The organism is Phytohabitans rumicis, from assembly GCF_011764445.1.
In the GTDB taxonomy this organism is placed as follows: Bacteria; Actinomycetota; Actinomycetes; order Mycobacteriales; family Micromonosporaceae; genus Phytohabitans; species Phytohabitans rumicis.
Map to the genome: position 1 here is coordinate 2,647,446 of NZ_BLPG01000001.1, position 19,929 is coordinate 2,667,374.

18 protein-coding genes and 5 pseudogenes are annotated in these 19,929 nt (G+C 71.5%); 10 read left to right on the forward strand and 13 right to left on the reverse strand.

The window, feature by feature from the left end; genetic code table 11:
• Positions 1 to 490 precede the first annotated feature (490 nt).
• The gene (locus tag Prum_RS11375; protein ID WP_173076286.1) at positions 491 to 1,708 is read right to left on the reverse strand and encodes a class I SAM-dependent RNA methyltransferase; all 1,218 of its coding nucleotides are present in this window, start codon (positions 1,706 to 1,708) and stop codon (positions 491 to 493) included.
• A complete protein-coding gene (locus tag Prum_RS11380) occupies positions 1,705 to 3,696 on the reverse strand; it encodes an APC family permease (RefSeq protein ID WP_173076288.1) in 1,992 nt (663 codons plus the stop codon). The genes Prum_RS11375 and Prum_RS11380 overlap by 4 nt, the downstream gene beginning before the upstream one ends.
• 91 nt (positions 3,697 to 3,787) lie before the next feature.
• Here Prum_RS11380 and Prum_RS11385 point away from each other — a divergent pair.
• Positions 3,788 to 4,447 (forward strand): annotated as a pseudogene (locus Prum_RS11385) (potassium channel family protein); the annotation flags it as partial.
• Positions 4,448 to 4,454: 7 nt separating this feature from the next.
• A pseudogene (locus tag Prum_RS11390) lies at positions 4,455 to 5,143 on the forward strand (potassium channel family protein).
• A gap of 63 nt (positions 5,144 to 5,206) precedes the next feature.
• Here Prum_RS11390 and Prum_RS11395 read toward each other — a convergent pair.
• The 4 genes and pseudogenes from Prum_RS11395 to dut all read right to left on the reverse strand — a co-directional run bounded on the left by Prum_RS11395 (position 5,207) and on the right by dut (position 7,804).
• Entirely contained in the window at positions 5,207 to 5,905 is a 699-nt protein-coding gene (locus tag Prum_RS11395) for a DUF3159 domain-containing protein (RefSeq protein ID WP_173076290.1), read from the reverse strand.
• Between the two features lie 2 nt (positions 5,906 to 5,907).
• Positions 5,908 to 6,288 carry an OB-fold nucleic acid binding domain-containing protein gene (locus Prum_RS11400; protein ID WP_173076292.1) on the reverse strand — a complete coding sequence of 127 codons (381 nt, stop codon included), beginning with the start codon at positions 6,286 to 6,288 and terminating at the stop codon, positions 5,908 to 5,910.
• Between the two features lie 365 nt (positions 6,289 to 6,653).
• Positions 6,654 to 7,331: pseudogene (locus Prum_RS11405) on the reverse strand (DUF3710 domain-containing protein); the annotation flags it as partial.
• Positions 7,328 to 7,804 (reverse strand): dUTP diphosphatase, encoded by a 477-nt coding sequence (gene dut / locus Prum_RS11410; protein WP_173076294.1) that lies wholly within the window; start codon positions 7,802 to 7,804, stop codon positions 7,328 to 7,330. The pseudogene Prum_RS11405 and the gene dut, both read right to left, overlap by 4 nt.
• Before the next feature lie 93 nt (positions 7,805 to 7,897).
• Here dut and Prum_RS11415 point away from each other — a divergent pair, with 93 nt between their 5' ends.
• Complete coding sequence (locus Prum_RS11415; RefSeq protein ID WP_246277817.1) at positions 7,898 to 8,341, forward strand: DUF3093 domain-containing protein; 444 nt, start codon at positions 7,898 to 7,900, stop codon at positions 8,339 to 8,341.
• Here Prum_RS11415 and Prum_RS11420 read toward each other — a convergent pair.
• Both Prum_RS11420 and Prum_RS11425 read right to left on the reverse strand, forming a co-directional pair.
• Positions 8,338 to 9,143, reverse strand: a pseudogene (locus Prum_RS11420) (hypothetical protein). The gene Prum_RS11415 and the pseudogene Prum_RS11420 overlap by 4 nt on opposite strands.
• A 39-nt stretch (positions 9,144 to 9,182) precedes the next feature.
• Positions 9,183 to 9,479 (reverse strand): DUF4193 domain-containing protein, encoded by a 297-nt coding sequence (locus tag Prum_RS11425; protein WP_173076298.1) that lies wholly within the window; start codon positions 9,477 to 9,479, stop codon positions 9,183 to 9,185.
• 417 nt (positions 9,480 to 9,896) lie between these two features.
• Here Prum_RS11425 and Prum_RS11430 point away from each other — a divergent pair, with 417 nt between their 5' ends.
• Complete coding sequence (locus Prum_RS11430; RefSeq protein ID WP_173083641.1) at positions 9,897 to 10,406, forward strand: LytR C-terminal domain-containing protein; 510 nt, start codon at positions 9,897 to 9,899, stop codon at positions 10,404 to 10,406.
• 288 nt (positions 10,407 to 10,694) lie between these two features.
• On the opposite strand, the gene Prum_RS11435 is transcribed toward Prum_RS11430, so the two are convergent.
• Entirely contained in the window at positions 10,695 to 11,492 is a 798-nt protein-coding gene (locus tag Prum_RS11435) for an inositol monophosphatase family protein (protein ID WP_173076300.1), read from the reverse strand.
• Positions 11,493 to 11,742: 250 nt separating this feature from the next.
• On the opposite strand from Prum_RS11435, the gene Prum_RS11440 reads away from it, so the two are divergent.
• Entirely contained in the window at positions 11,743 to 13,368 is a 1,626-nt protein-coding gene (locus Prum_RS11440; protein ID WP_173076301.1) for an RNA polymerase sigma factor, read from the forward strand.
• 247 nt (positions 13,369 to 13,615) lie between these two features.
• A pseudogene (locus Prum_RS11445) lies at positions 13,616 to 13,854 on the forward strand (DUF7455 domain-containing protein).
• A 66-nt stretch (positions 13,855 to 13,920) separates the two neighbouring features.
• Here the strand turns inward: Prum_RS11445 and Prum_RS11450 are convergent.
• Together Prum_RS11450 and Prum_RS11455 are read right to left on the reverse strand one after the other, a co-directional pair.
• Entirely contained in the window at positions 13,921 to 15,630 is a 1,710-nt protein-coding gene (locus Prum_RS11450) for a DEAD/DEAH box helicase (protein WP_281368890.1), read from the reverse strand.
• A gap of 88 nt (positions 15,631 to 15,718) precedes the next feature.
• Positions 15,719 to 15,991 (reverse strand): DUF3039 domain-containing protein, encoded by a 273-nt coding sequence (locus tag Prum_RS11455; protein WP_173076303.1) that lies wholly within the window; start codon positions 15,989 to 15,991, stop codon positions 15,719 to 15,721.
• A 22-nt stretch (positions 15,992 to 16,013) separates the two neighbouring features.
• Here Prum_RS11455 and Prum_RS11460 point away from each other — a divergent pair, with 22 nt between their 5' ends.
• Both Prum_RS11460 and Prum_RS11465 read left to right on the forward strand, forming a co-directional pair.
• Positions 16,014 to 16,916, forward strand: coding sequence for a pseudouridine-5'-phosphate glycosidase (locus tag Prum_RS11460; RefSeq protein WP_246277818.1), 903 nt, complete (start codon positions 16,014 to 16,016; stop codon positions 16,914 to 16,916).
• The gene (locus Prum_RS11465; RefSeq protein WP_173076307.1) at positions 16,913 to 17,788 is read left to right on the forward strand and encodes a carbohydrate kinase family protein; all 876 of its coding nucleotides are present in this window, start codon (positions 16,913 to 16,915) and stop codon (positions 17,786 to 17,788) included. Before Prum_RS11460 ends, Prum_RS11465 begins: the two co-directional genes overlap by 4 nt.
• Positions 17,789 to 18,148: 360 nt before the next feature.
• Here the strand turns inward: Prum_RS11465 and Prum_RS11470 are convergent, their stop codons facing one another.
• Positions 18,149 to 18,508 (reverse strand): DUF3099 domain-containing protein, encoded by a 360-nt coding sequence (locus Prum_RS11470; RefSeq protein ID WP_371871219.1) that lies wholly within the window; start codon positions 18,506 to 18,508, stop codon positions 18,149 to 18,151.
• A gap of 68 nt (positions 18,509 to 18,576) precedes the next feature.
• On the opposite strand from Prum_RS11470, the gene Prum_RS11475 reads away from it, so the two are divergent.
• Both Prum_RS11475 and Prum_RS11480 read left to right on the forward strand, forming a co-directional pair.
• The gene (locus tag Prum_RS11475) at positions 18,577 to 18,864 is read left to right on the forward strand and encodes a hypothetical protein (protein ID WP_173076311.1); all 288 of its coding nucleotides are present in this window, start codon (positions 18,577 to 18,579) and stop codon (positions 18,862 to 18,864) included.
• Entirely contained in the window at positions 18,861 to 19,172 is a 312-nt protein-coding gene (locus Prum_RS11480; protein ID WP_173076313.1) for a YlcI/YnfO family protein, read from the forward strand. The genes Prum_RS11475 and Prum_RS11480 overlap by 4 nt, the downstream gene beginning before the upstream one ends.
• A 7-nt stretch (positions 19,173 to 19,179) precedes the next feature.
• Here the strand turns inward: Prum_RS11480 and Prum_RS11485 are convergent, their stop codons facing one another.
• Entirely contained in the window at positions 19,180 to 19,746 is a 567-nt protein-coding gene (locus tag Prum_RS11485; RefSeq protein WP_173076315.1) for an HhH-GPD-type base excision DNA repair protein, read from the reverse strand.
• Positions 19,747 to 19,929: the final 183 nt, after the last annotated feature.

Genomic DNA, 19,929 nt, shown 5'->3' on the forward strand with positions numbered 1-19,929 from the left:
CCCGGCCGTGTGGGTGCGCTATCACGCGCGAGCCCCAAGAGGGCAGCCCTATTGGGGCCGGTCCAGGCCCTCGCGAGAGCCGGCCTGGATCACTCCCGCCCTCACCTCCGCCTCCAGCCCCGCGCGCCCGCCACCCGCGCCCACCCGCGCCCACCCGCGCCCGCCTCTCCGCGCGCCCGCCACCCGCTCGCCCCGCCGCCCGCGCCCCCCGCACCGCGCCGCGCCGCCGCGCCGCCGCGCCACCCCGCCACCTGCGCCCCCGCCACCGCGCCGCGCCGCCGCGCCACCCCCCGCCACCGCGCCCCCGGCCCCGCGCGCCCGCCGCCCGCGCCCGGCGCCGATCAAGGGAAAGTGCGTCGATCAAGGGCAAACGGTCGTGGATCAGAGATCAAAGCACGACCGTTCGCCCTTGATCGACGGGAAGAGGCCGGCGCGAGAGGCGCGCGGGGAGAGGCGAGCGCGGAGAGGCAGGCGCGGAAGAAGCGGAGGGCTATGGGAGGAGGAGGGCTACGCACTCTACGTGGTGGGTCATGGGGAAGAGGTCGTAGGCGCGTAGCGCGGCCAATTGCCAGCCGCCCTCGCGGAAGGTTCGCACGTCTCGGGCGAACGCGGCCGGGTCGCACGCCACGTACGCGACCGCGCGCGGCCGCGCTGCCATCACCGCCCGGGACACCGCCGCCTTCGCCCCGGTACGCGGCGGGTCGAGCACGACCAGGTCCACCGGACCGCGTAGCCGTCGCCGCAGTGCGACCTCCACCTTGGCCGGTACGATCCGCAGCCCGGTCAGGTCGCCCAGGTTGGCGCGGGCGGCGGCGACGGCGGGCGGCGCCGATTCGACGAGCGTGATCGGCGCGGAGGGGCCGAGCCGGGTGGCGAGCGCGGCGGCGAACAGGCCGGCCCCGCCGTACAGGTCCCAGGCCGACTCTCCCGGACTCGGGTCCAGCAGGTCGAGGACCGCGCCGGCCAGGGTGTCCGCCGCCGAGGGGTGCACCTGCCAGAACGCGCCCGCCGGCAGGGTCCACTCCCGCCCGACGGCGCGCTCGACCACGGAAACACCCGGTGCGACGACACCGGCGCGGGCCACCACCTCCACGGCGTCGACGGACCAGGTTTGCGACAACACCGGCAGTGACTGGATGGACGGGTGCGCGATCCGGCACCGGTCGACCGGTACGACCTCGTGCGACCGGTGCTTGAGCAGCCCGGGCCGGCCGGCGGCGTCCACGGCGTACCGGATGCGGGTGCGCCAGCCCAGCGGCCCGCCGGGGAGCGGCTCGACGCGTACCGGGAAATCGGGCAGGCCGGCGAGCCGGGCGAGTTGCTCGCGCACGACGGCGGCCTTCCATTCCAGTTGCGCGGGCGGCGCGACGTGCTGCAGGTCGCAGCCGCCGCACCCGCCGGCGTGCGCGAAGGGGCACGGCGGCGGGACGCGGTCCGGCGACGGTTCGAGGATCGAGACCGCGTCCGCGCGCAGATAGCCCGGGTGCTCCTCGGTGACCTCGGCGATCACCCGCTCGCCGGGCAGCGCGTGCCGGACGAAGACCACCTGGCCGGGCGGCTCACCGTAGCGGGCAACACAGTGCCCACCGTGGGCCACCGCACCCACCGTCACCTCAATGCGGTCAAGGATCAGTGAACCTTTTTCAACCTCCACCTGCGGCCCGTCGAATCCGCGGCCTTCGCGCCGTTCAGGTTGAAAAAAGTTCATCGTTCGCGGGGGCCGCGCGCCGGGCCACGGGCGAGGTCGCGGTCGTAGCGGTCGAGGTCCTTGGCGGCGCTGGAGGCGAGCTGCCAGGGCACGCTGGTCACCATCACGCCCGGCTCGAAGAGCAACCGGCCCTTGATCCGCAGTGCGCTCTGGTTGTGCAGGAGGTGCTCCCACCACTTGCCCACGACGTACTCGGGAATGAAGACCGTGACCACGTCGCGGGGTGCGTCCCGGCGGACCGACTTGACGAAGTCGATGATCGGGCGGGTGATCTCCCGGTACGGCGAGTCGACGACGGTGAGCGGCACCGGGATCTCCCGGCGTTCCCACTCCTGCTGGATGCGGCGGGTGTCCTTGTCGTCGACGTTGACGGTGAGCGCGGTGAGGCTGTCCGGCCGGGTGGCCTGGGCGTAGGCGACGGCCCGCAGGGTCGGCATGTGCACGTTGCTGACCAGCACGACCGCGTGGTTGCGGGCGGGCAGCACGGGCCGGTCCTCGGCCGGGGCCAGCTCGCGGGCGACCGTGTCGTAGTGCCGGCGGATGGCCAGCATCGTCAGGTAGATCACCGCCATCGCGGCGATCGCGATCCAGGCGCCGAGCAGGAACTTCGTCACCAGTACGACGATCAGCACGGCCCCGGTCATCACGGCGCCGAACGCGTTGATGGCCCGCGAACGGATCATGCGGCGGCGGTGGTCGGGGTCGCGGGTGCGGGGCAGCAGCTTGTTCCAGTGCCGGATCATCCCGATCTGCGACAGCGTGAACGACACGAACACACCCACGATGTAGAGCTGGATGAGCCGGGTGACCTCGGCCTGGAACGCCACGACCAGCACGATCGCGAAGAGCGCCAGCATGATGATGCCGTTGGAGAACGCCAGCCGGTCGCCCCGGGTGTGCAACTGGCGGGGCAGGTAGCGGTCCTGGGCGAGGATCGAGCCGAGCACCGGGAAGCCGTTGAACGCCGTGTTCGCCGCCAGGAAGAGGATCAGCGCGGTGGCGCCGGCCACCACGTAGAGCAGTACCGAGCCGTCCCCGAAGATCGCCGTGCCGATCTGGGTGGTGACCGTCTTCTGCTCGTACCCGGGCGGGCCTTGCACGATCTGCTGCGCCGGGTCCTCCATGAACTGCAGGTGGGTCAGGCGGGACATCCAGACGATGCCGACCAGCATGGTCACCGCGACAACCCCGAGCAGCAACAGCGTCGTCGCCGCGTTGCGGCTCTTCGGCGGCTTAAACGCGGGTACGCCGTTGGAGATCGCCTCCACGCCGGTGAGCGCCGCGCAGCCCGACGAGAACGTCCGTAACAGCAGGAACGCCATCGCGAACCCGGTCAGGTGCTCCTCCTCGGCGGCGATCACCAGCCCGGCGCTGGGCGCACGCAGGTCGTCGCCGAGCACGAAGATGCGGACCAGGCCGGTGAGCAGCATGCCGATGATGACGATCATGAAGCCGTACGTCGGGATCGCGAACGCGGTGCCGGACTCGCGCAGCCCGCGCAGGTTCATCGCGGTGAGGATCGCCACCGCGGTCACCGCGACGCCCACCTTGTGCTCGGCGACCCACGGGATGACCGAGCCGAGGTTGGCGACGCCCGACGAGGTCGACACGGCCACCGTGAGCACGTAGTCGACCAGCAGCGCGCTGGCCACCCCCACGCCCGCCTTCGGGCCGAGGTTGACGGTCGCCACCTCGTAGTCGCCGCCGCCCGACGGGTACGCGTGGACGTTCTGGCGGTAGCTGGCGACCACGGTCAGCATGACCACCACGACGGCCAGCGCCACCCACGGCGAGTACAGGTAGGCGCCGGCGCCCGCGATCGAGAGCGTCAGCAGGATCTCGTCCGGCGCGTACGCCACGCTCGAAAGCGCGTCGGAGGCGAACACCGGCAGCGCGATCCGCTTCGGCAGCAGTGTGTGCTGGAGGCGATCGGATTTGAACGGCCGGCCGACGAGCAGGCGTTTCAGCAGGGAGGTGGGACTGGCCACAAGCGCCGATCGTACGGGCGACGGCCGGCCGGCGCCGCACCGGAGGCGATCACATGGCACGCTACTCGTGGACGGATGAGGGGAGTCACGGGTGCACGTCGTGATCATGGGCTGCGGGCGGGTCGGCTCCACGCTGGCCCACAATCTGGAGGCGCGCGACCACACGATCGCGGTGATCGACCAGAACGCGGACGCGTTCCGCCGGCTGGGCCCCGAATTCGGCGGGATCACGGTCACCGGCATCGGGTTCGACGGCGACGTGCTGCGCCAGGCCGGCATCGAACGCGCCGACGCGTTCGCGGCCGTGTCCAGCGGCGACAACTCCAACATCATCTCCGCCCGGCTGGCCCGGGAGACGTTCGGCGTGTCCCGCGTGGTGGCCCGGATCTACGACCAGAAGCGCGCGGAGGTGTACGAACGGCTGGGCATCCCGACGGTGGCGACCGTGCGCTGGACCGCCGACCGGATCCTGCGGCAACTGGTCCCCGAGGGCACCGTGGAGATCTTCCGCGACCCGACCAGCACGGTCTCGATCATCGAGGTGCCGGTGCACAAGGACTGGTTCGGCCGGCCCCTGCACGACCTGGAGAAGGTCGGCGGCGCGCGGGTGGCGTACCTGACCCGGTTCGGCATCGGCACCCTCCCGACCCCCACCACCATCCTCCAAGAGGGCGACCAGGTCTTCATGATCGTCACTGACGACATCGCGGAAGCCGTCAGCGCGGCGGTCAGCACCGCGCCGGAAGGGGGCGGTAGCCGTGCGGGTCGCCATCGCCGGAGCCGGCAACGTCGGCCGTTCCATCGCGCAGGAGCTCATCGAGAACGGCCACCAGGTGATGCTCATCGAGCGTTCACCGGGCATGCTGCGCCCCGAGCGGGTGCCGAGCGCGGAGTGGATCCTCGCGGACGCGTGCGAGCTGGCCAGCCTCGAAGAGGCCGATGTGGCCGGTTGCGACGTGGTGGTCGCGGCCACCGGCGACGACAAGGTCAACCTGGTCGTCTCGCTGCTGGCGAAGACCGAGTTCGCCGTGGCGCGCGTGGTCGCCCGGGTCAACCGGGCCGAGAACGAATGGCTCTTCACCGAGCAGTGGGGCGTCGACGTCGCGGTCAGCAAGCCGCGCGTGATGGCCGCGCTCGTGGAGGAGGCGGTCACGGTCGGCGACCTGGTGCGGCTCATGACGTTCCGCCAGGGCGAGGCCAACCTGGTGGAGATCACGCTGCCGCCGACCGCGCCCTACGTCGGCCACCCGGTGCACGCCGTGCCGCTCCCCGGGACGCCGCCCTCGTGGCGATCCTGCGCGGCAAGCGGGTGCTGGTGCCCACGCCGGACGACCCGATCGAGGCCGGCGACGAGCTGATCTTCGTGTGCACCGCCGAGGTCGAGGACACCGTCCGCGCGGTCATCCTGGGCGCCGACAGCGTCGAACGCACGCGCGGCGGGGGATAGCCCGGCCTCTATGCCGGCGCGGCCTCCCGGTCACAGGGCTGCGGGTCACGCGCCGCGCGGCCTTTATGCCGGCGCGGCCTCCCGGTCACAGGGCTGCGGGTCACGCGCCGCGCGGCCTTTATGCCGGCGCGGCCTCCGGGTGCGGGTCACCCGCCGCACGGCCCAGACCGTAAAGGCCAGCAGCAGGAGGTACGGCGGGTAGCCCAGCACCAGCCGGGCGATGCCGAGCGCGGTGTCCTGGTCGGCGACGTAGAGGCCGGCCTGGACGCCCACCTTGGCCAGCCACACCACGCCCCAGAGCACGGTCAGCCGGCTGAAGAGGCGGATGAGCCGGGCATCGGTGCGCCATTCGGCCTTGCCACCCGCCACGATCACCGACCAGATCCAGCCCACCAGCGGCTGCCGGATCGCCACGGACGCGAGCAGCGCCAGGCCGTACCCGATGCCGTACAGGATGCCGGGCAGGTAGAAGTCCTTTTCGTCGCCGGTGCGCCAGGCGATGAACGCGCCGATGCCCACCCCGAAGAGGCCGTTCACCGCGTGGCGGATCGGGCGGCGCTGGATCAGGCGCAGCGCGGCGATCGCCAGCGCGATCCCGACCGAGGCGATCAGCGCGGGGTTGAGGTCGGCGACGATGTTGACGACCACGAACACCATGACCGGCACGCTGGACTCGACAAGTCCCCGCCAGCCGCCCAACTGGTCGGCCATCTGCTCGGCGAAGCTGGGCAAGCGTTCTTCGTCGTCGTCCGGCTGCGTCATATTTATCGAGGCGCTTCCAGCTCGTAGTACGGGTTGTAGATGACTTTACGGTCGTCGCGCACCGCGACGCGACCACGCGCGGTCAACTGCCGGCCGGGCTCGATGCCGGCGATGTGCCGCCGACCGAGCCAGACGAGCGTGACCACGTCGCTGCCGTCGTACAGGTCCGCCTCCAGGGTCGGGAGGTTGGTGCGTGGAGTGTAGACCACCGTACGCAACCGGCCGGACACCGAGACGAGCTGCCCCCGCCGGCACAGGCCCGCCAGCGTAGATCCGGACTCGGCGCTTTCCCGTTGCAGCTCCTCCGCGTCGAGCTCGGCCTCGCTCGCCGTGAGGCGCTGGAAGAACCGGCGGACCGAAGATTGGTTTTGGTCGGTCGCCATGACCTTGGTTGTCGCCTCCTAGAGAGCCGGCGCCCGCATACGCCGACCCGTCCAGCGTACGTCGCCCCGTCCCCGCCGCTCACCCCGCCGATCAAGGCTTTCTCGCCCCTCAAGGGGTCTCCCCGCCGATCAAGGACTTTCCCGTCGATCAAGGGCATATGGCCGTGGTTCGATCTCCGATCCACGACCGTTTGCCCTTGATCGACGGGAAAGTCCTTGATCGGCACGGGCAGCGCGGGGCCGCCGCGCATGGCGCGGACGGACGAGCGTGGTGCCGGCGGGTGGCGAAAGGGGTTACGGGCGGGGGCGGGGGAGGGCTTGCGGCGTGAGGGCTGGCTGGGGCCGGCGCCGTTGACCGTAGGCGCGGCGGCCGGCTGTGGCTCCGCGGACTGCGCCGCGCCTTCCGCGTGGGCCTGCTCGGCGAGCTCCCGCGGCAGCCGCAGCGGCAGCGGCTCACGCACCGGCTTCGCCTCGTGTCCCCGGTCGACGACGAGGCCGTGCAGGCACGCGACCAGCGGGCCGGCGTTCACCGGATCGGCCGCCGCGGGACCCTGGTACACGCCGCGCACCATCCAGCGCGGCCCGTCGACGCCGACGAAGCGCAGGTCGGTCAGGCCCTCGGGGGTACGGACGCGGGCGCGCAGCTCGATGCCGTACTCGCCGTTGATCTCCTCGGCCGCGACACCGTCGTCGAAGAGCGACTTGCGGATCTCCGCACGGACCTCTTCCCAGATGCCCTCGGTACGCGGAGCCGCGAACACGCCGAGTTGGAGGGCGTTGTCGCCGTGCACCAGCACCACCTGCTGGACCGCGCCATCGGGGTTCGCCTGCACCCGGACCTCTACGCCCTCGATCGCCGGGATCTGCAGGCTGCCCAGGTCGAGCCGCTGCACCCCGCCCGGCGCCTCGGACACGTCGTACGGCCCTACGGTCGGGACCGACTCCGGCTCCGGGGTCTCCACGAAGTCACTGGGGCGCGCCCGGCGGTTGTCGTTGCCGCGCGCGTGCCGTCCGGAGCTCTCTCGACGCCGCGAGAACATCACTGACCCTCCTCAACCCGACCAAGTCCCGCGTGCCCACCCGTCGACCCGTGCCCGCCCGCACCCCGGCTGGAGTCGGGCAGCTCGTCGACCACCTGGAAGTGCGCCCGCTCCACCCGCTGGACGAGGAGCTGCGCGATCCGGTCGCCCCGGGAGATCTTCGCGGTCGTGTCCGGGTCGTGGTTGACCAGGTTGACGAGGATCTCCCCGCGGTAGCCCGCGTCGACCGTGCCCGGCGCGTTGAGCACCGTCACGCCCAGCCGGGCGGCCAGCCCGGACCGCGGGTGCACCAGTCCGACGTACCCGTGTGGCAGCGCGATCGCCACGCCGGTGCGGACCAGCGCCCGCGTCCCCGGCGCTATCTCCACGTCTTCGGCCGCGACGAGGTCGGCGCCCGCGTCGCCCGGATGGGCGTACGCGGGCAGCGGCAGGTCCGGGTCGAGCCGGCGCACCGGTACGGGCACAGCGTCGGTCACGTCAGTCTCTTTCGTTCGCGTGGACTTCGGGCTCGGGGTGGTCCCTCCATCCTGCCGTGTGTGGTCCGGCCGCCGAGACGTACCCTCACCCTCGTGGAGTATGCCGAACGCCTCACCGTGCCGTGGTGGCTGTGGGTGCCCGGCCTCGGCGCCGCCGGCCTCCTCGCGGCCGAGATCTGGATGGGCTCCGGCGGGCTGCGCGCGTGGCTCCCGTTCGCGCTGCTCGTGCCGCTGGCGGCCGCCGGTCTGTGGTGGGTGGGCCGCATCCACGTCCGGGTCACCGACGGCGAGTTGCACGTCGACGACGCCCACCTGCCGGTGCGCTTCATCTCCGACGTGGTGCCGCTCGACGCGTCCGGCAAGCGCGAGGTGCTCGGCGTGGGCGCCGACCCGCTGGCGTTCGTCGTGCAGCGACCGTGGGTGGGCGGGGCGGTCCAGGTGATCCTCGACGACCCGGCCGACCCCACGCCGTACTGGGTGGTCAGCTCCCGGCGCCCGGCCAAGCTGGCGGCCGCCGTCCTGGCCGCCCGCGACTAGTCGCTGACGACCTCGCCCTCGATCGCCTTGCGGACCTGCCTGCGCAGGTCGTCACGGATGCGCTCGGCGAGGCCCTGGGTCGCCCGGCGGTTGAGATACCCGGCCACCGCCGCGCCGGTCAGCATGGGGCCGAGCGTGGTCAGGTTGCGCCCGAACCGGCGCAGCAACCGGTCCCGCAGGTCCTTGCGGGCCGCCGTACTCAGGATGGCGCCGACCCCGACACCCGGCACGAGCGGATTGACGCCGCGCTGGCTGGACCACGCCTGGATCAGGTTGACGGCGCGCTGAGCGCCGGTGCCGGGCACCGGCATCCCGTACACCTCGTGCAGCTCGCCGATGAGCTTGATCTCGATGGAGACCACCGCGACCGTCTCGGCGGCGAGTAGCACGGGAGCCGTCAGCAGGGTCGGCGTCGCCGCCCATTCGATCGCGGCGATGCCACCCCGGCGGCGCCGACGCCCGCGGTCGCCCGCGCGGCGTTGCGGACGAGCCGGTCGGCGAGCGCCTCGCCGTCCAGTCCATCGTGGTGCTGGCGGAGCGTCTCCAGGTCGCGGACCGGGATGTGCGGCGCCAGGTCGCCGACCGTGTCCGTCATCCAGCGGATGACGGACTTCGGCCGGAACATGGCACCGAGCCCACGCCCGCGCACCTGACCGGCCAGCCGGCGCAGGAGCTGCTTGCGCTCTGCCGCGGGTACGTCCGCGCCGGCCAGCTCCGCCACCGTCTTGCCGAGGGCAGGGTCGACCGCCGGCGACTTGCCGAGGGCAGAGTCCGCCCCCGGCTCGGGAATTCCGTCCGTCATTGCTCCCCCGCCCGTCTCCGGCACAGGATCAGCCTCTGGTCAGGCGCACTCGGTACAGATCAGTTCGCCGTTCCGCTCGAAGGCCAGCTGGCTCCGGTGATGCACCAGGAAACAGCGGGCGCAGCGGAACTCGTCCTGCTGCATCGGCAGCACCTTGACGGTCAGCTCCTCGTCGGCAAGGTCCGCTCCGGGTAGCTCGAAGCTCTCGGCGACCTCGGCCTCGTCCACGTCCACGGCGCCCGACTGTGAGTCGACCCGCCGGGCCTTGAGCTCCTCCAGGCTGTCCTCGCCGAGGTCGACCTCGTCGCGACGCGGGGCGTCGTAGTCGGTGGCCATCGGTTGTCACTCTCCCGTTCGATGTGTCGCTTCCGGGTGTAACGCCGGACGACGATGTTTCGGTTCCCAGCTAGGCGCCGGGTAACCCGCCTGGTCCGACTTGGCACATCACCGTGCCAGCCGGGTCGCAGCCTCCCGGAGGAAACTCCCCCTGCGAGCCGGGTACCTTACCGCCCCCTGGGCGAGGCATGTATACCGCCCCTGTGGGATGCATGTACGCCCGCGCGCGCGAAGTTGTTCCCAATGTGACTCAGGCGACACGAAGATAGGGGTCAGACTCTCTGGATCAACGTCAACGCGCCGGCACGGCGACCTGTTTCCGGCCCTTTTCACGTGTCCCTCGCGCCCCTGCGGCATACTCGGTAGCCATCCAGCCACGACGTACGTACGGGGAGCACACCCATGACCTTTGCCCGAGTGCGAGCGCTCGTCGTCGTTGGCGTACTCGTCGCGGCAGCGTTGGTCTTCGTCGTGGTCGCCCTGGCGCGTGACACCCAAGGTGGAGCCGTCCCGGTCGCGAGCTGCCCGGAGGGCTGGGTACGGGCCGACCTGACGCTCCGCGAAGAAAAAGACATCAAGATCAACGTCTACAACGCGACAGACACGCCCGGGCTGGCCAATTCGGTCGCGGATGACTTCGCGAACCGGAAGTTCCAGGTCAAGAAGAAGGGCAACGACCCGAAGAAAAAGGGCGTCGCCGACGTGGCGGTGCTCCGGTACGGCCCCAAGGCGGTCGGCTCGGCGCACGTGATCCAGGCGTACTTCCTCGCCAAGGCGGAGAACGAGTACGACCCCAACCGTACGGACGACATCGTCGACGTGGTGATCGGGGACGCGTTCCAGCAGCTGGCCACCCCGACCGAGAAAAACCAGTCCCTGGTCGACCTCGGCAGCCCCCAGCTCCCCAAGCAGAGCTGCGCCCTGTAACCCACGCCGCCCTCCCGGACGCGCCGTGCGGCGCCGCGCCGCGCGGGCGCGCCGATCAAGGACTTGCCCGTCGATCAAGGGCATACGGCCGTGCTTTGATCTCAAAACCACGACCATTTGCCCTTGATCGACGGGCAAGTCCTTGATCGGCGGGCCGACGCACGACGGCGCGACGCACGACGGCGCGACGCACGACGGCGCGACGCACGACGGCGCGACGCACGACGGCGCGACGCACGACGGCGCGCGACAGGGCCGTCGTGCGACGGCGGGCGGGGCGGGAGGGGGCTAGGGGCCGCCGGCGGCGTCCAGCTCGACCAGGCGGTCGTGGAGGGGTTTGAAGAGCGCTGGCGGGGCCGCGACGACCATGTCGAGCCCGGGTGGTGCGCCGGACAGGCCGCCGACCAGTAGGCCCGCCTCGGTGGCGACCAGCCCGCCGGCCGCGTGGTCCCAGGGGTTTAGGCCCTTTTCGTAGTACGCGTCCAGTTGGCCCTCGGCGGCCATGCACAGATCCACCGACGCCGAGCCGAACCGCCGGATGTCGCGTATGTGGGCCAGCAGCCCGTGCAGGACGCCCGCCTGGTGCACCCGCCGCGCCGGGTCGTACCCGAAGCCGGTGCCGACGAGCGCCTGGCCCAGGTCGGTCGCGGGGGATCCGCGCAGGCGGCGGCCGTCGCGGTGGGCGCCGCCGCCCAGCGTGGCCGTCCACTCCGCTCCGGTCGCCGGGTTGTGTACGACGCCGGCGACGACCTGGCCGTCCACCTCGGCGGCCAGCGAGACGGCGTACTGGGGCAGGTCGTAGAGGTAGTTCACGGTCCCGTCGATCGGGTCCAGGATCCAGCGCACCTCGCCGGTCGCCCCGCTCGCCCCGTACTCCTCGCCGAGCACGACGTCGCGCGGTCGGCGTACCCGGAGCGTCTCCACGACCTGGCGCTCGACGGCGCGGTCGGCGGCGGTCACGACATCGGTGTCGGTGCTCTTGGTGGCGACGCCGGAAACGCCCTCTTCGCGCATGCGGCGGGCGGTCTTGCCCGCCTCCCGGACGATCTCCACCGCGATCGCGAGCAGCTCTGTCGCGTCCTGCATCCAGTACCCCCTACGACCCGCCCAAGGCCCGTATCATCCTCCCAGAGACCTGACATGCTCGTTTGCGGCGGCCCCCGGAGCCGCTCCCCCGGCGTGCACCGCGGGATGATCGCCGCAGACAGCGTTACAATTCACGCCTGCCCACCGCGACGCGAACCATCACCGCCCGGATGGTCCACGACACGGGGGCTCCCACACAAACAACCGGCCAGTCATTGCTTCGTGCTGTGCTATCTCCGGAAGGTCATTCGTGACAGAGCCTCGCCACAACGGCGCCGACGTTCGCTCGATCACCGATTCGTTGATCGCCCACGCCCAGAGCGCCGGCGGCCAGTTGACGTCGGCTGAGGTGACGCGCACGGTCGAGTCCGCCGAGGTGACCCCGGCCCAGGCCAAGAAGATCTTGCGTGCGCTCGCCGACGCTGGCGTGACCGTGGTGTGGGACGGATCGGTAAGCACCCGCCGCCGCGTCTCCGCCGCGCGGTCCGCGACACCCGCGTCGAAGGCGACCACCGCCAAGGCGACCAAGACGGCGGCCAGTAGAGCGCCCGCTCCCCCGCAGCAGGCGCCAGCCGAGGAGGCCACCGTGACTCCGCTGAAGAAGACCGCGCCCGCGGCGGAGACCGCTCAGGCGGCCAAGGCCCCGGCCGTCCCGGCCAAGGCCCCCGCCAAGAAGGCCGCCCCGGACGCCGCGCCCAAGAACGGCCCGGCCAAGAAGGCGGCCAAGGCCGTCGATGGCCAGCCCGCCGAGGGTACGCCGGCAGAGGGCGTCGTCGAGGGCGAGGACATCGATCCGGAGGCGCTGGCCGCCGAGATCGAGGACGTGGTGGTCGAGGAGCCGGCCGAGCTCGCCGAGGCGGCGCAGGCCGACGCGACGGCGGACAGCAACGACTTCGAGTGGGACGACGAGGAGTCCGAGGCCCTCAAGCAGGCCCGCCGCGACGCCGAGCTGACGGCGTCCGCCGACTCGGTCCGCGCCTACCTCAAGCAGATCGGCAAGGTCCCGCTGCTCAACGCCGAGCAGGAGGTCGAGCTCGCCAAGCGGATCGAGGCCGGGCTGTACGCGGCGGAGCGGCTGCGCGCCGCCGAGGAGGGCGAGGAGAAGCTCCCCACCCAGATGAACCGCGACCTGAGCTGGATCGGGCGCGACGGCGAGCGGGCCAAGAACCACCTGCTGGAGGCCAACCTGCGGCTCGTGGTGTCGCTGGCCAAGCGGTACACCGGCCGCGGCATGGCCTTCCTCGACCTCATCCAGGAAGGCAACCTCGGCCTCATCCGCGCCGTCGAAAAATTCGACTACACCAAGGGCTACAAATTCTCCACCTACGCCACCTGGTGGATCCGCCAAGCCATCACCCGCGCCATGGCCGACCAAGCCCGCACCATCCGCATCCCGGTCCACATGGTCGAAGTGATCAACAAGCTCGGTCGCATCCAGCGCGAGCTGCTCCAGGATCTGGGCCGCGAGCCCACCCCGGAGGAGCTGGCCAAGGAGATGGACATCACACCGGAAAAGGTGCTGGAGATCCAGCAGTACGCCCGGGAGCCCATCTCGCTCGACCAGACCATCGGCGACGAGGGCGACAGCCAGCTCGGCGACTTCATCGAGGACTCCGAGGCGGTCGTCGCGGTCGACGCGGTCAGCTTCTCGCTACTGCAGGACCAGCTCCAGCAGGTGCTGCAGACGCTCTCCGAGCGCGAGGCCGGCGTCGTACGGCTGCGGTTCGGCCTGACCGACGGGCAGCCGCGGACGCTCGACGAGATCGGGCAGGTGTACGGCGTGACCCGTGAGCGTATTCGCCAGATCGAGTCGAAGACAATGTCAAAGTTGCGACACCCGTCGCGCTCGCAGGTGCTGCGGGATTACCTCGATTAAGGGCGTTTCGTCAACAGAGCGTGTCGCTTTGATCACCAGCCGTATATCGAGGTGTGATCATCTTCTCGTTGCCAAGTTGTGATCGTTGACGTGGCACCCTTGTCGCACGGCACACTGTTCGGTACCCACGTGTGACCTCGGTCCCCCGAGGGCACTCCGGGAAGGCGGCACCCCCCAAGGGTGTTGCACGATAGGTGAGCAACGACCGAGGAACATGTTCATCGGTGACGACCAGAGGAGGAAGGCGATGACCCCGACTCTCACGCCGCCGCCCGAAACGGCGGCGCCCCGGCCGCTGATGAACGGTGCGACCGCTGCAACGCTGCCGGCAAGCTCCGCATCACCCTGGCGGGCGGGAGTGAGCTGGTGTTCTGTGGACACCACGCGAACAAGTACGCCGAGGATCTCGTGAAGATCACCGTGCAGTTCGTCTCCGACCCGGAGTTCAGCTGGCGCGGCGCGGAGCTGATGTCCAACCCCAACTGACGAAGACGTCAGCGAAGGCCTGAGACCGGCCGGAGGAGGTGTGCCTCCGGCCGGTTCGTCTTCACTTCACAGCGTCTGCACCGTCGCGATGCGCTCCTCGAGCTGCTCGATCGTGGCCTGGGCGCTCGGCGGGCCGCCGCAGAGCCGGCGCAGCTCGGCGTGGATCTTTCCGTGGGGCAGCCCGCTGCGGTGGTGGTGCGCGTTGACCAGCGAGTTGAGCTGGCGGCGCAGCGCGATCCGGCGCTCCCCCGCCGTACGCGGGCCGGCCGGCTGGGGCGGCGCCGTCGTGGTGGGCGCGGTGGCCTGAGCACGCCGCTGAGCGGCCATCTGCTCCGCCTGGCGCTTGTTGAGCAGCAGGGACACCTGGTCGGCCGTGAGCAGGCCGGGCAGCCCCAGATACTCCTCCTCCTCCGGCGTACCCGCCTGCGCGCCCGTCCCGAACGACGCGCCGTCGAAGATGACCTGGTCCAGCTCGGCGGTGGCGGACAGCGCCTCGAACCGCTTCTCCAGCTCGCCGCTGGCGTCCTCGGCGCGCTGGGCGCGCTCCAGGAGCAGGTCCTCCTCGGCGCGCTTGGGCTCGCCCAGCACGTGGTCGCGCTCGGCCTCCATCTCGCTGGCCAGCCCCAGCAGGTGCGGCACGCTGGGCAGGAACACCGACGCCGTCTCGCCGGGCTTGCGGGCCCGGACGAACCGCCCGATCGCCTGGGCGAAGTAGAGCGGCGTGGAGGCGCTCGTCGCGTACACCCCGACGGCCAGGCGGGGGATGTCGACGCCCTCGGAGACCATCCGCACCGCGACCATCCAGCGCTGGTCCGACGCGGCGAACGCGGCGATCCGCGCCGACGCCCCCGCGTCGTCGGAGAGCACGACCACCGCCTTTTCGCCGGTGACCCGCTCGATCAGCTTGGCGTACGCCCGCGCGGTCTGCTGGTCGCTCGCGATGACCAGCCCGCCGGCGTCGGACATGCCGCCGACCCGCAGCACCTGCAGCCGGGCGTCGGCGGCCCGCAGCACCTGCGGCATCCAGTCGCCGGCCGGGTCCAGGGCTGTGCGCCACGCCTGGGCGACCAGGTCCTGCGTCATCGGCTCGCCGAGCCGCGCCGCCAGCTCGTCGCCCGCGCTGGTGCGCCACCGGGTCTCCCCCGAGTACGCCAGGAAGATGACCGGCCGCACGACCCCTTCCCGCAGGGCGTCGGAGTACCCGTACACCGAGTCGGAGCGGGACCGCTGCAGGCCGTCAGAGCCCCGCTCGTACGTCACGAAGGGGATGGGGTTGTCATCCGACCGGAACGGCGTGCCGGTGAGCATCAGGCGCCGTACGGCGGGCTCGAAGGCGGCGCGGACGCCGTCGCCCCACGACCGGGAGTCGCCGGCGTGGTGGATCTCGTCGAGGATCACCATCGTGCGCCGGGTCATCGTGCGCCGCCGGTGCACCTGCGGCGCGACCCCCACCTGGGCGTACGTCACGACGGCGCCGTGGAAGTCGGCCGCGGAGTGGATGTCGGCGTTGCGGAAGGACGCGTCGAGCTGGATGCCGACCCGGGCCGCCGCGGCCGCCCACTGCGTCTTCAGGTGCTCGGTCGGCGCCACCACGGTGACCGCCTCGACCGTGCCGTCGGCGAGCAGCTCAGCCGCGATACGCAGCGCGAAGGTCGTCTTGCCGGCGCCGGGCGTGGCCACCGCCATGAAGTCGTCGGAACGGCGGCGCAGATACTCCACCATCGCCTTGCGCTGCCATGCCCGCAGTGGTGGAAACTCCGCCAACGCCAGCCGCACCCCAGCTCCCTCCACACATGAAAGCGCCCCCGCGCAGAAGCGCGAAGGCGGCCTTCAGCATAGCGGGCGGGTATGACAGCTCAGCCGATCACTCGGCCATCGACTCGTAGATCTCCTTGCACTGCGGGCAGACCGGCGAGCCCGGCTTGGGCACCTTGGTCACCGGGAAGGTCTCGCCGCACAGAGCGATCACGAACGTCCCCATGACCGCACTCTCGGCGATCTTCTCCTTGCGGACATAGTGGAACATCTCAGGACCAGTATCGGCGTCCTTCAGATCCGGATGCTCGAGAACCTCAGTGCTCACGTCGAGTAACACCTCCAGCCCTCTAGTTTCCCACCTCCGCGCCGCTCGGTCCATCGGAACGCATACGGTAATGATCGTGACGGACTTTCACATCGAGTACGGCGCCGAGGTGGCCCAGGCGGTCCAGGCCGGCCGGCCCGTCGTGGCCCTGGAGAGCACCATCGTCTCGCACGGCCTGCCCCGCCCGGACAACCTTCGGGTGGCCCGCGAGATCGAGCAGACCGTACGCGCCACCGGTGCCGTCCCCGCCACCATCGGCATGGTCGGCGGCCGCCTCGTGGTGGGCCTCGACGACGCGCAGCTCACCCACCTGGCCACCGCGGACGACGTGACCAAGCTCTCCGTACGCGACCTGGCCGTGGCCGCCGCCGCCCGCGCGGACGGGGCCACCACGGTCGCCGCGACCAGCGCCGTGGCGGTCGCCGCCGGCCTCAAGGTCTTCGCCACCGGCGGGCTCGGCGGCGTGCACCGCGAAGCCTTCGACGAGTCGAACGACCTCATCACGCTGGCGCGTACCCCGATCGTGGTGGTGTGCGCGGGCGTCAAGTCCATCCTGGACGTCGGCGCCACCCTCGAACGCCTGGAAACCCTCGGCGTCACCGTGGTCGGCTACCGCACCCGGCGGTTCCCCGGCTTCTTCATCACCGACGCCGGCTTCGACCTCGACTGGTCGGTCGAGTCGCCCGAGGACGTCGCCGCGATCATGGCGGCCCGGCGCGGGCAGGGCGTCCACCACGGCGGCGTACTCGTCGCCAACCCGCTGCCCACCGACGAGCAACTCGACCCGGACCTGCACGACCGCACGCTCGCCGACGGCCTCGCCAAGCTGGAGAGCGAGGGCATCACCGGCAAGGCGGTCACCCCGTTCCTGCTGGCCCACTTCCACGCCGCCACCGAGGGGCGCAGCCTCGCCGTCAACACCCGGATCATCCTGCGCAACGCCGAGTTGGCCGGCCGGATCGCCGTAGCCGCCGCATGATCCTCGTCGTTGGCGACCTGGCCACCGACGTGGTCGCGGCCGTCGAATCCGCGCTCGCCACCGGCTCGGACACCCGGGCGCGGATCCGCTTCACGGGCGGCGGCCAGGCCGCCAACACCGCCGCGTGGCTCGCCGAGCTGGGCGCGCCGGTCACCCTCGTCGCGGCGGTCGGCGCCGACGACGCCGGCCGGGCCCGGGTGGCCGAACTGACCGCCCTCGGCGTCCGGTGCGCGATACACGAGCACGCCGGCGCGGCGACCGGCAGCGTGATCGTGCTGACCCACGACGGCGAGCGCACCATGGTCACCGACCGCGGCGCGAACCTCCTGCTCTCCGCCGACCACGTCGACACCGCCCTGACCGCTTCCCTCGACGCTCGGCATGTGCACGTCTCCGCGTACACCTTGCTGGATGGCGGGTCCCGCGAGGCCGGGCTGCGCGCGCTGGCCGCGGCGCGCGAACGCGGGCTGACGACGAGCGTCGACGCGGCGTCCGCGGCCCCGTTGCGGCGCGCCGGCGCCGCCTTCCTGGATTGGGTACGGGGTGCCGACCTGCTCCTGGCCAACGCGGACGAGGCGGCGGTGCTGGCCGGCGTGGGAGACGCGGCCACGCAGGCGCGCGCGCTGGCCGAGGTGGCCGCGAACGCCGTCGTGAAGCGCGGCGCGGACGGCGCGGTGTGGGCCGCGGCCGGGCAGGTCGTGTCGGCACCCGGCCGCCCGGCGGCGGTGGTGGACCCGACGGGCGCCGGCGACGCCTTCGCGGCGGCCCTGCTGGCAAGCTGGCTGGCCGGCGCGCCCCCGGCGGAATCCCTGGCCGCCGCCGTAGCCACCGGCGCCCGCGCCGTAACCACCCTAGGCGCCCGCCCGACCTAGTCCACCCCGCGGCGCCCTCCCCGCGGCGCCCTCCCCGCGGCGATCAAGGACCTGGCCGTCGATCAAGGGCGTATGGCCGTGGTTCGATCTCCAATCCGCGACCGTATGCCCTTGATCGACGCACTTTCCCTTGATCGGCGAAGCGCCGCGCCGACCGGGCCGCACGGCCCCGGAGCGGCCCCCACGCCCGCTCCCCGGCCCGCGCCAGCCCGCCCGCCCGCCCCGTCGATCAAGGACTTTCCCGTCGATCAAGGGCATATGGCCGTGGTTTAGAGATCGAACCACGACCATATGCCCTTGATCGACGCGGCGGGGCGCGGCGCCGGCCGGGGCGCGGCGCGGGCGGGCGGGTGGGGGTGGCTAGGGCTGGTCGGCGTCGATTGTGCGGGGTGGGGGTGCGTCGGGGAGCGCGGACGGTGACGGCTCCTCGTGGTGGTGGCGCTTGTGGCTGAGCCGGTGCCGGTCCTTCGGTGGGCGGTCGTTGGCGAGGATCACGGCGAGCCAGGGGATCAGCACCATGCCCAGCAGGCACAGCGGAAGCCACAGCCAGAGCATGGGCGCCTTGGCGCCGACCAGGAGCGCCGCCACGACCAGGCAGCCGGCCCGGATGGACATCATCAGGACGTACCGCACCTGGCGGCTGCGCAACTGGTCGGCCTGGCTGCGGTCAGCGTCGGTGATCAGGATCGGCCGCTGGGCCTTTCGCTTCACACGTCCCATCCTTCCACTGACTTCACGGCGCCGAACAGCCAGGCGGCGCGTGTTACGTGCGTGGTACGCTCGCGTCCGTGGGCAACAGGTTCAGCTTCACCGACGAGGGCCTGAGCAACCTGCGGCTCTACGAGGTGACTCCCGGCGACGTCTGGGAGGCGCTGCACAGTTCCCGCCGGGTCATCCGGCACCTGGGCGACGACGTGATGGTCGTGTACGCGGCGACGCGGCGCGGCCGGCGGCTGGCGATCCTTCTCGCCGAGGCCGACCGCACCGACAACGACTGGGACGTCCTGTCCGCACGCGACCTGACCGATGTCGAGTCCAAGCGGTACGACGAGGCTCTACAGGGGTGGCGACCATGAACAGAAACGACGCGATCAAGCAGTTCCACGAGGGTGGGGAGCGGCTCGCGGAGCTGATCGGCGAGGGACAGCCGGTCGAGCTGCCCGCCCCGGACACGGACGTGCCGATGGTCAGCCGCTCGGTGCGGTTGCCGGTTGAGACGTACGAGCGGGTGCGCGCCGCGGCCGAGGCACGCGGCATCGGGGTGACCACGCTGATGCGGCAGTGGATCGAAGCCGGCCTCGCCGACCTCGACGACTCGGCGACCGTGTCGCTCGCCGACGTGCGCCGGGCGATCGCGGCACTGGCTCACCCGACCGCCGCCTGAAGCGCGTTTACTTCTTGGCGGCGGCCTTCATCTGCTGCTTGTACTCGCGCACCTTGACGAGCGAGTCGGCGTCGACGATGTCGGCGACCGACTTGTACGTGCCGTCCGGCCCGTAGTCGCCGGCGGCCTGCTGCCAGCCCTCGGGGCGTACGCCGTATTGCTTGCCGAGCAGAGCGACGAAAATCTGTGCTTTTTGCTTGCCGAACCCGGGCACCTCACTGACCCGCTTCAGCAACTCCTTGCCCGTGCCCGCGTCTGACCACAGCGCGGCCGCGTCGCCGTCGTACTTCTCGACGAGGAGGCGGCAGGCGTCCTGCACCCGGGCGGCCATCGCCTTGGGGAAGCGGTGCAGCGCCGGTGGCGTGGCGAAGATGGCGGTCAGCGCTTCCGGGTCGTACTCGGCGAGTTCCCGCGCCGTCGGCTCGTGTCCGAGGCGCCGCACCAGGTCGTACGGGGAACTGAACGCGCGTTCCAGTGGGATCTGCTGGTCGAGGATCATGCCGATGAACAGCGCTAGCGGGCTGCGCTGAAGCAGCTTGTTGGCCTCGGCGTCAATAGGCAGTAACAGTGTCATACACCCCATCCTGCCCGATCAGTGCCTCCGGTGAAGCGACAGATGAGACCGCAAGCCGGGTCCACTTTGGAAGAGGTAATCTCACGCAGTCGACATTTGTGACAGGTCGTCCCACCGTGACTTGCGGGGCGCCGTCGATCGCGCGGGGGGCGCGGCGGTTCAGGCGTGGGAAGGACCCACTGG

Coding starts and splice junctions, on each gene's coding strand:
- Prum_RS11375 (WP_173076286.1), bottom strand. CDS start 1,708: ATGAACTTTTTTCAACCTGAACGGCGCGAAGGCCGCGGATTCGACGGG.
- Prum_RS11395 (WP_173076290.1), bottom strand. CDS start 5,905: ATGACGCAGCCGGACGACGACGAAGAACGCTTGCCCAGCTTCGCCGAG.
- Prum_RS11400 (WP_173076292.1), bottom strand. CDS start 6,288: ATGGCGACCGACCAAAACCAATCTTCGGTCCGCCGGTTCTTCCAGCGC.
- Prum_RS11425 (WP_173076298.1), bottom strand. CDS start 9,479: ATGGCCACCGACTACGACGCCCCGCGTCGCGACGAGGTCGACCTCGGC.
- Prum_RS11435 (WP_173076300.1), bottom strand. CDS start 11,492: ATGCAGGACGCGACAGAGCTGCTCGCGATCGCGGTGGAGATCGTCCGG.
- Prum_RS11455 (WP_173076303.1), bottom strand. CDS start 15,991: ATGGACCGAGCGGCGCGGAGGTGGGAAACTAGAGGGCTGGAGGTGTTA.
- Prum_RS11465 (WP_173076307.1), top strand. CDS start 16,913: ATGATCCTCGTCGTTGGCGACCTGGCCACCGACGTGGTCGCGGCCGTC.
- Prum_RS11470 (WP_371871219.1), bottom strand. CDS start 18,508: ATGGGACGTGTGAAGCGAAAGGCCCAGCGGCCGATCCTGATCACCGAC.
- Prum_RS11480 (WP_173076313.1), top strand. CDS start 18,861: ATGAACAGAAACGACGCGATCAAGCAGTTCCACGAGGGTGGGGAGCGG.
- Prum_RS11485 (WP_173076315.1), bottom strand. CDS start 19,746: ATGACACTGTTACTGCCTATTGACGCCGAGGCCAACAAGCTGCTTCAG.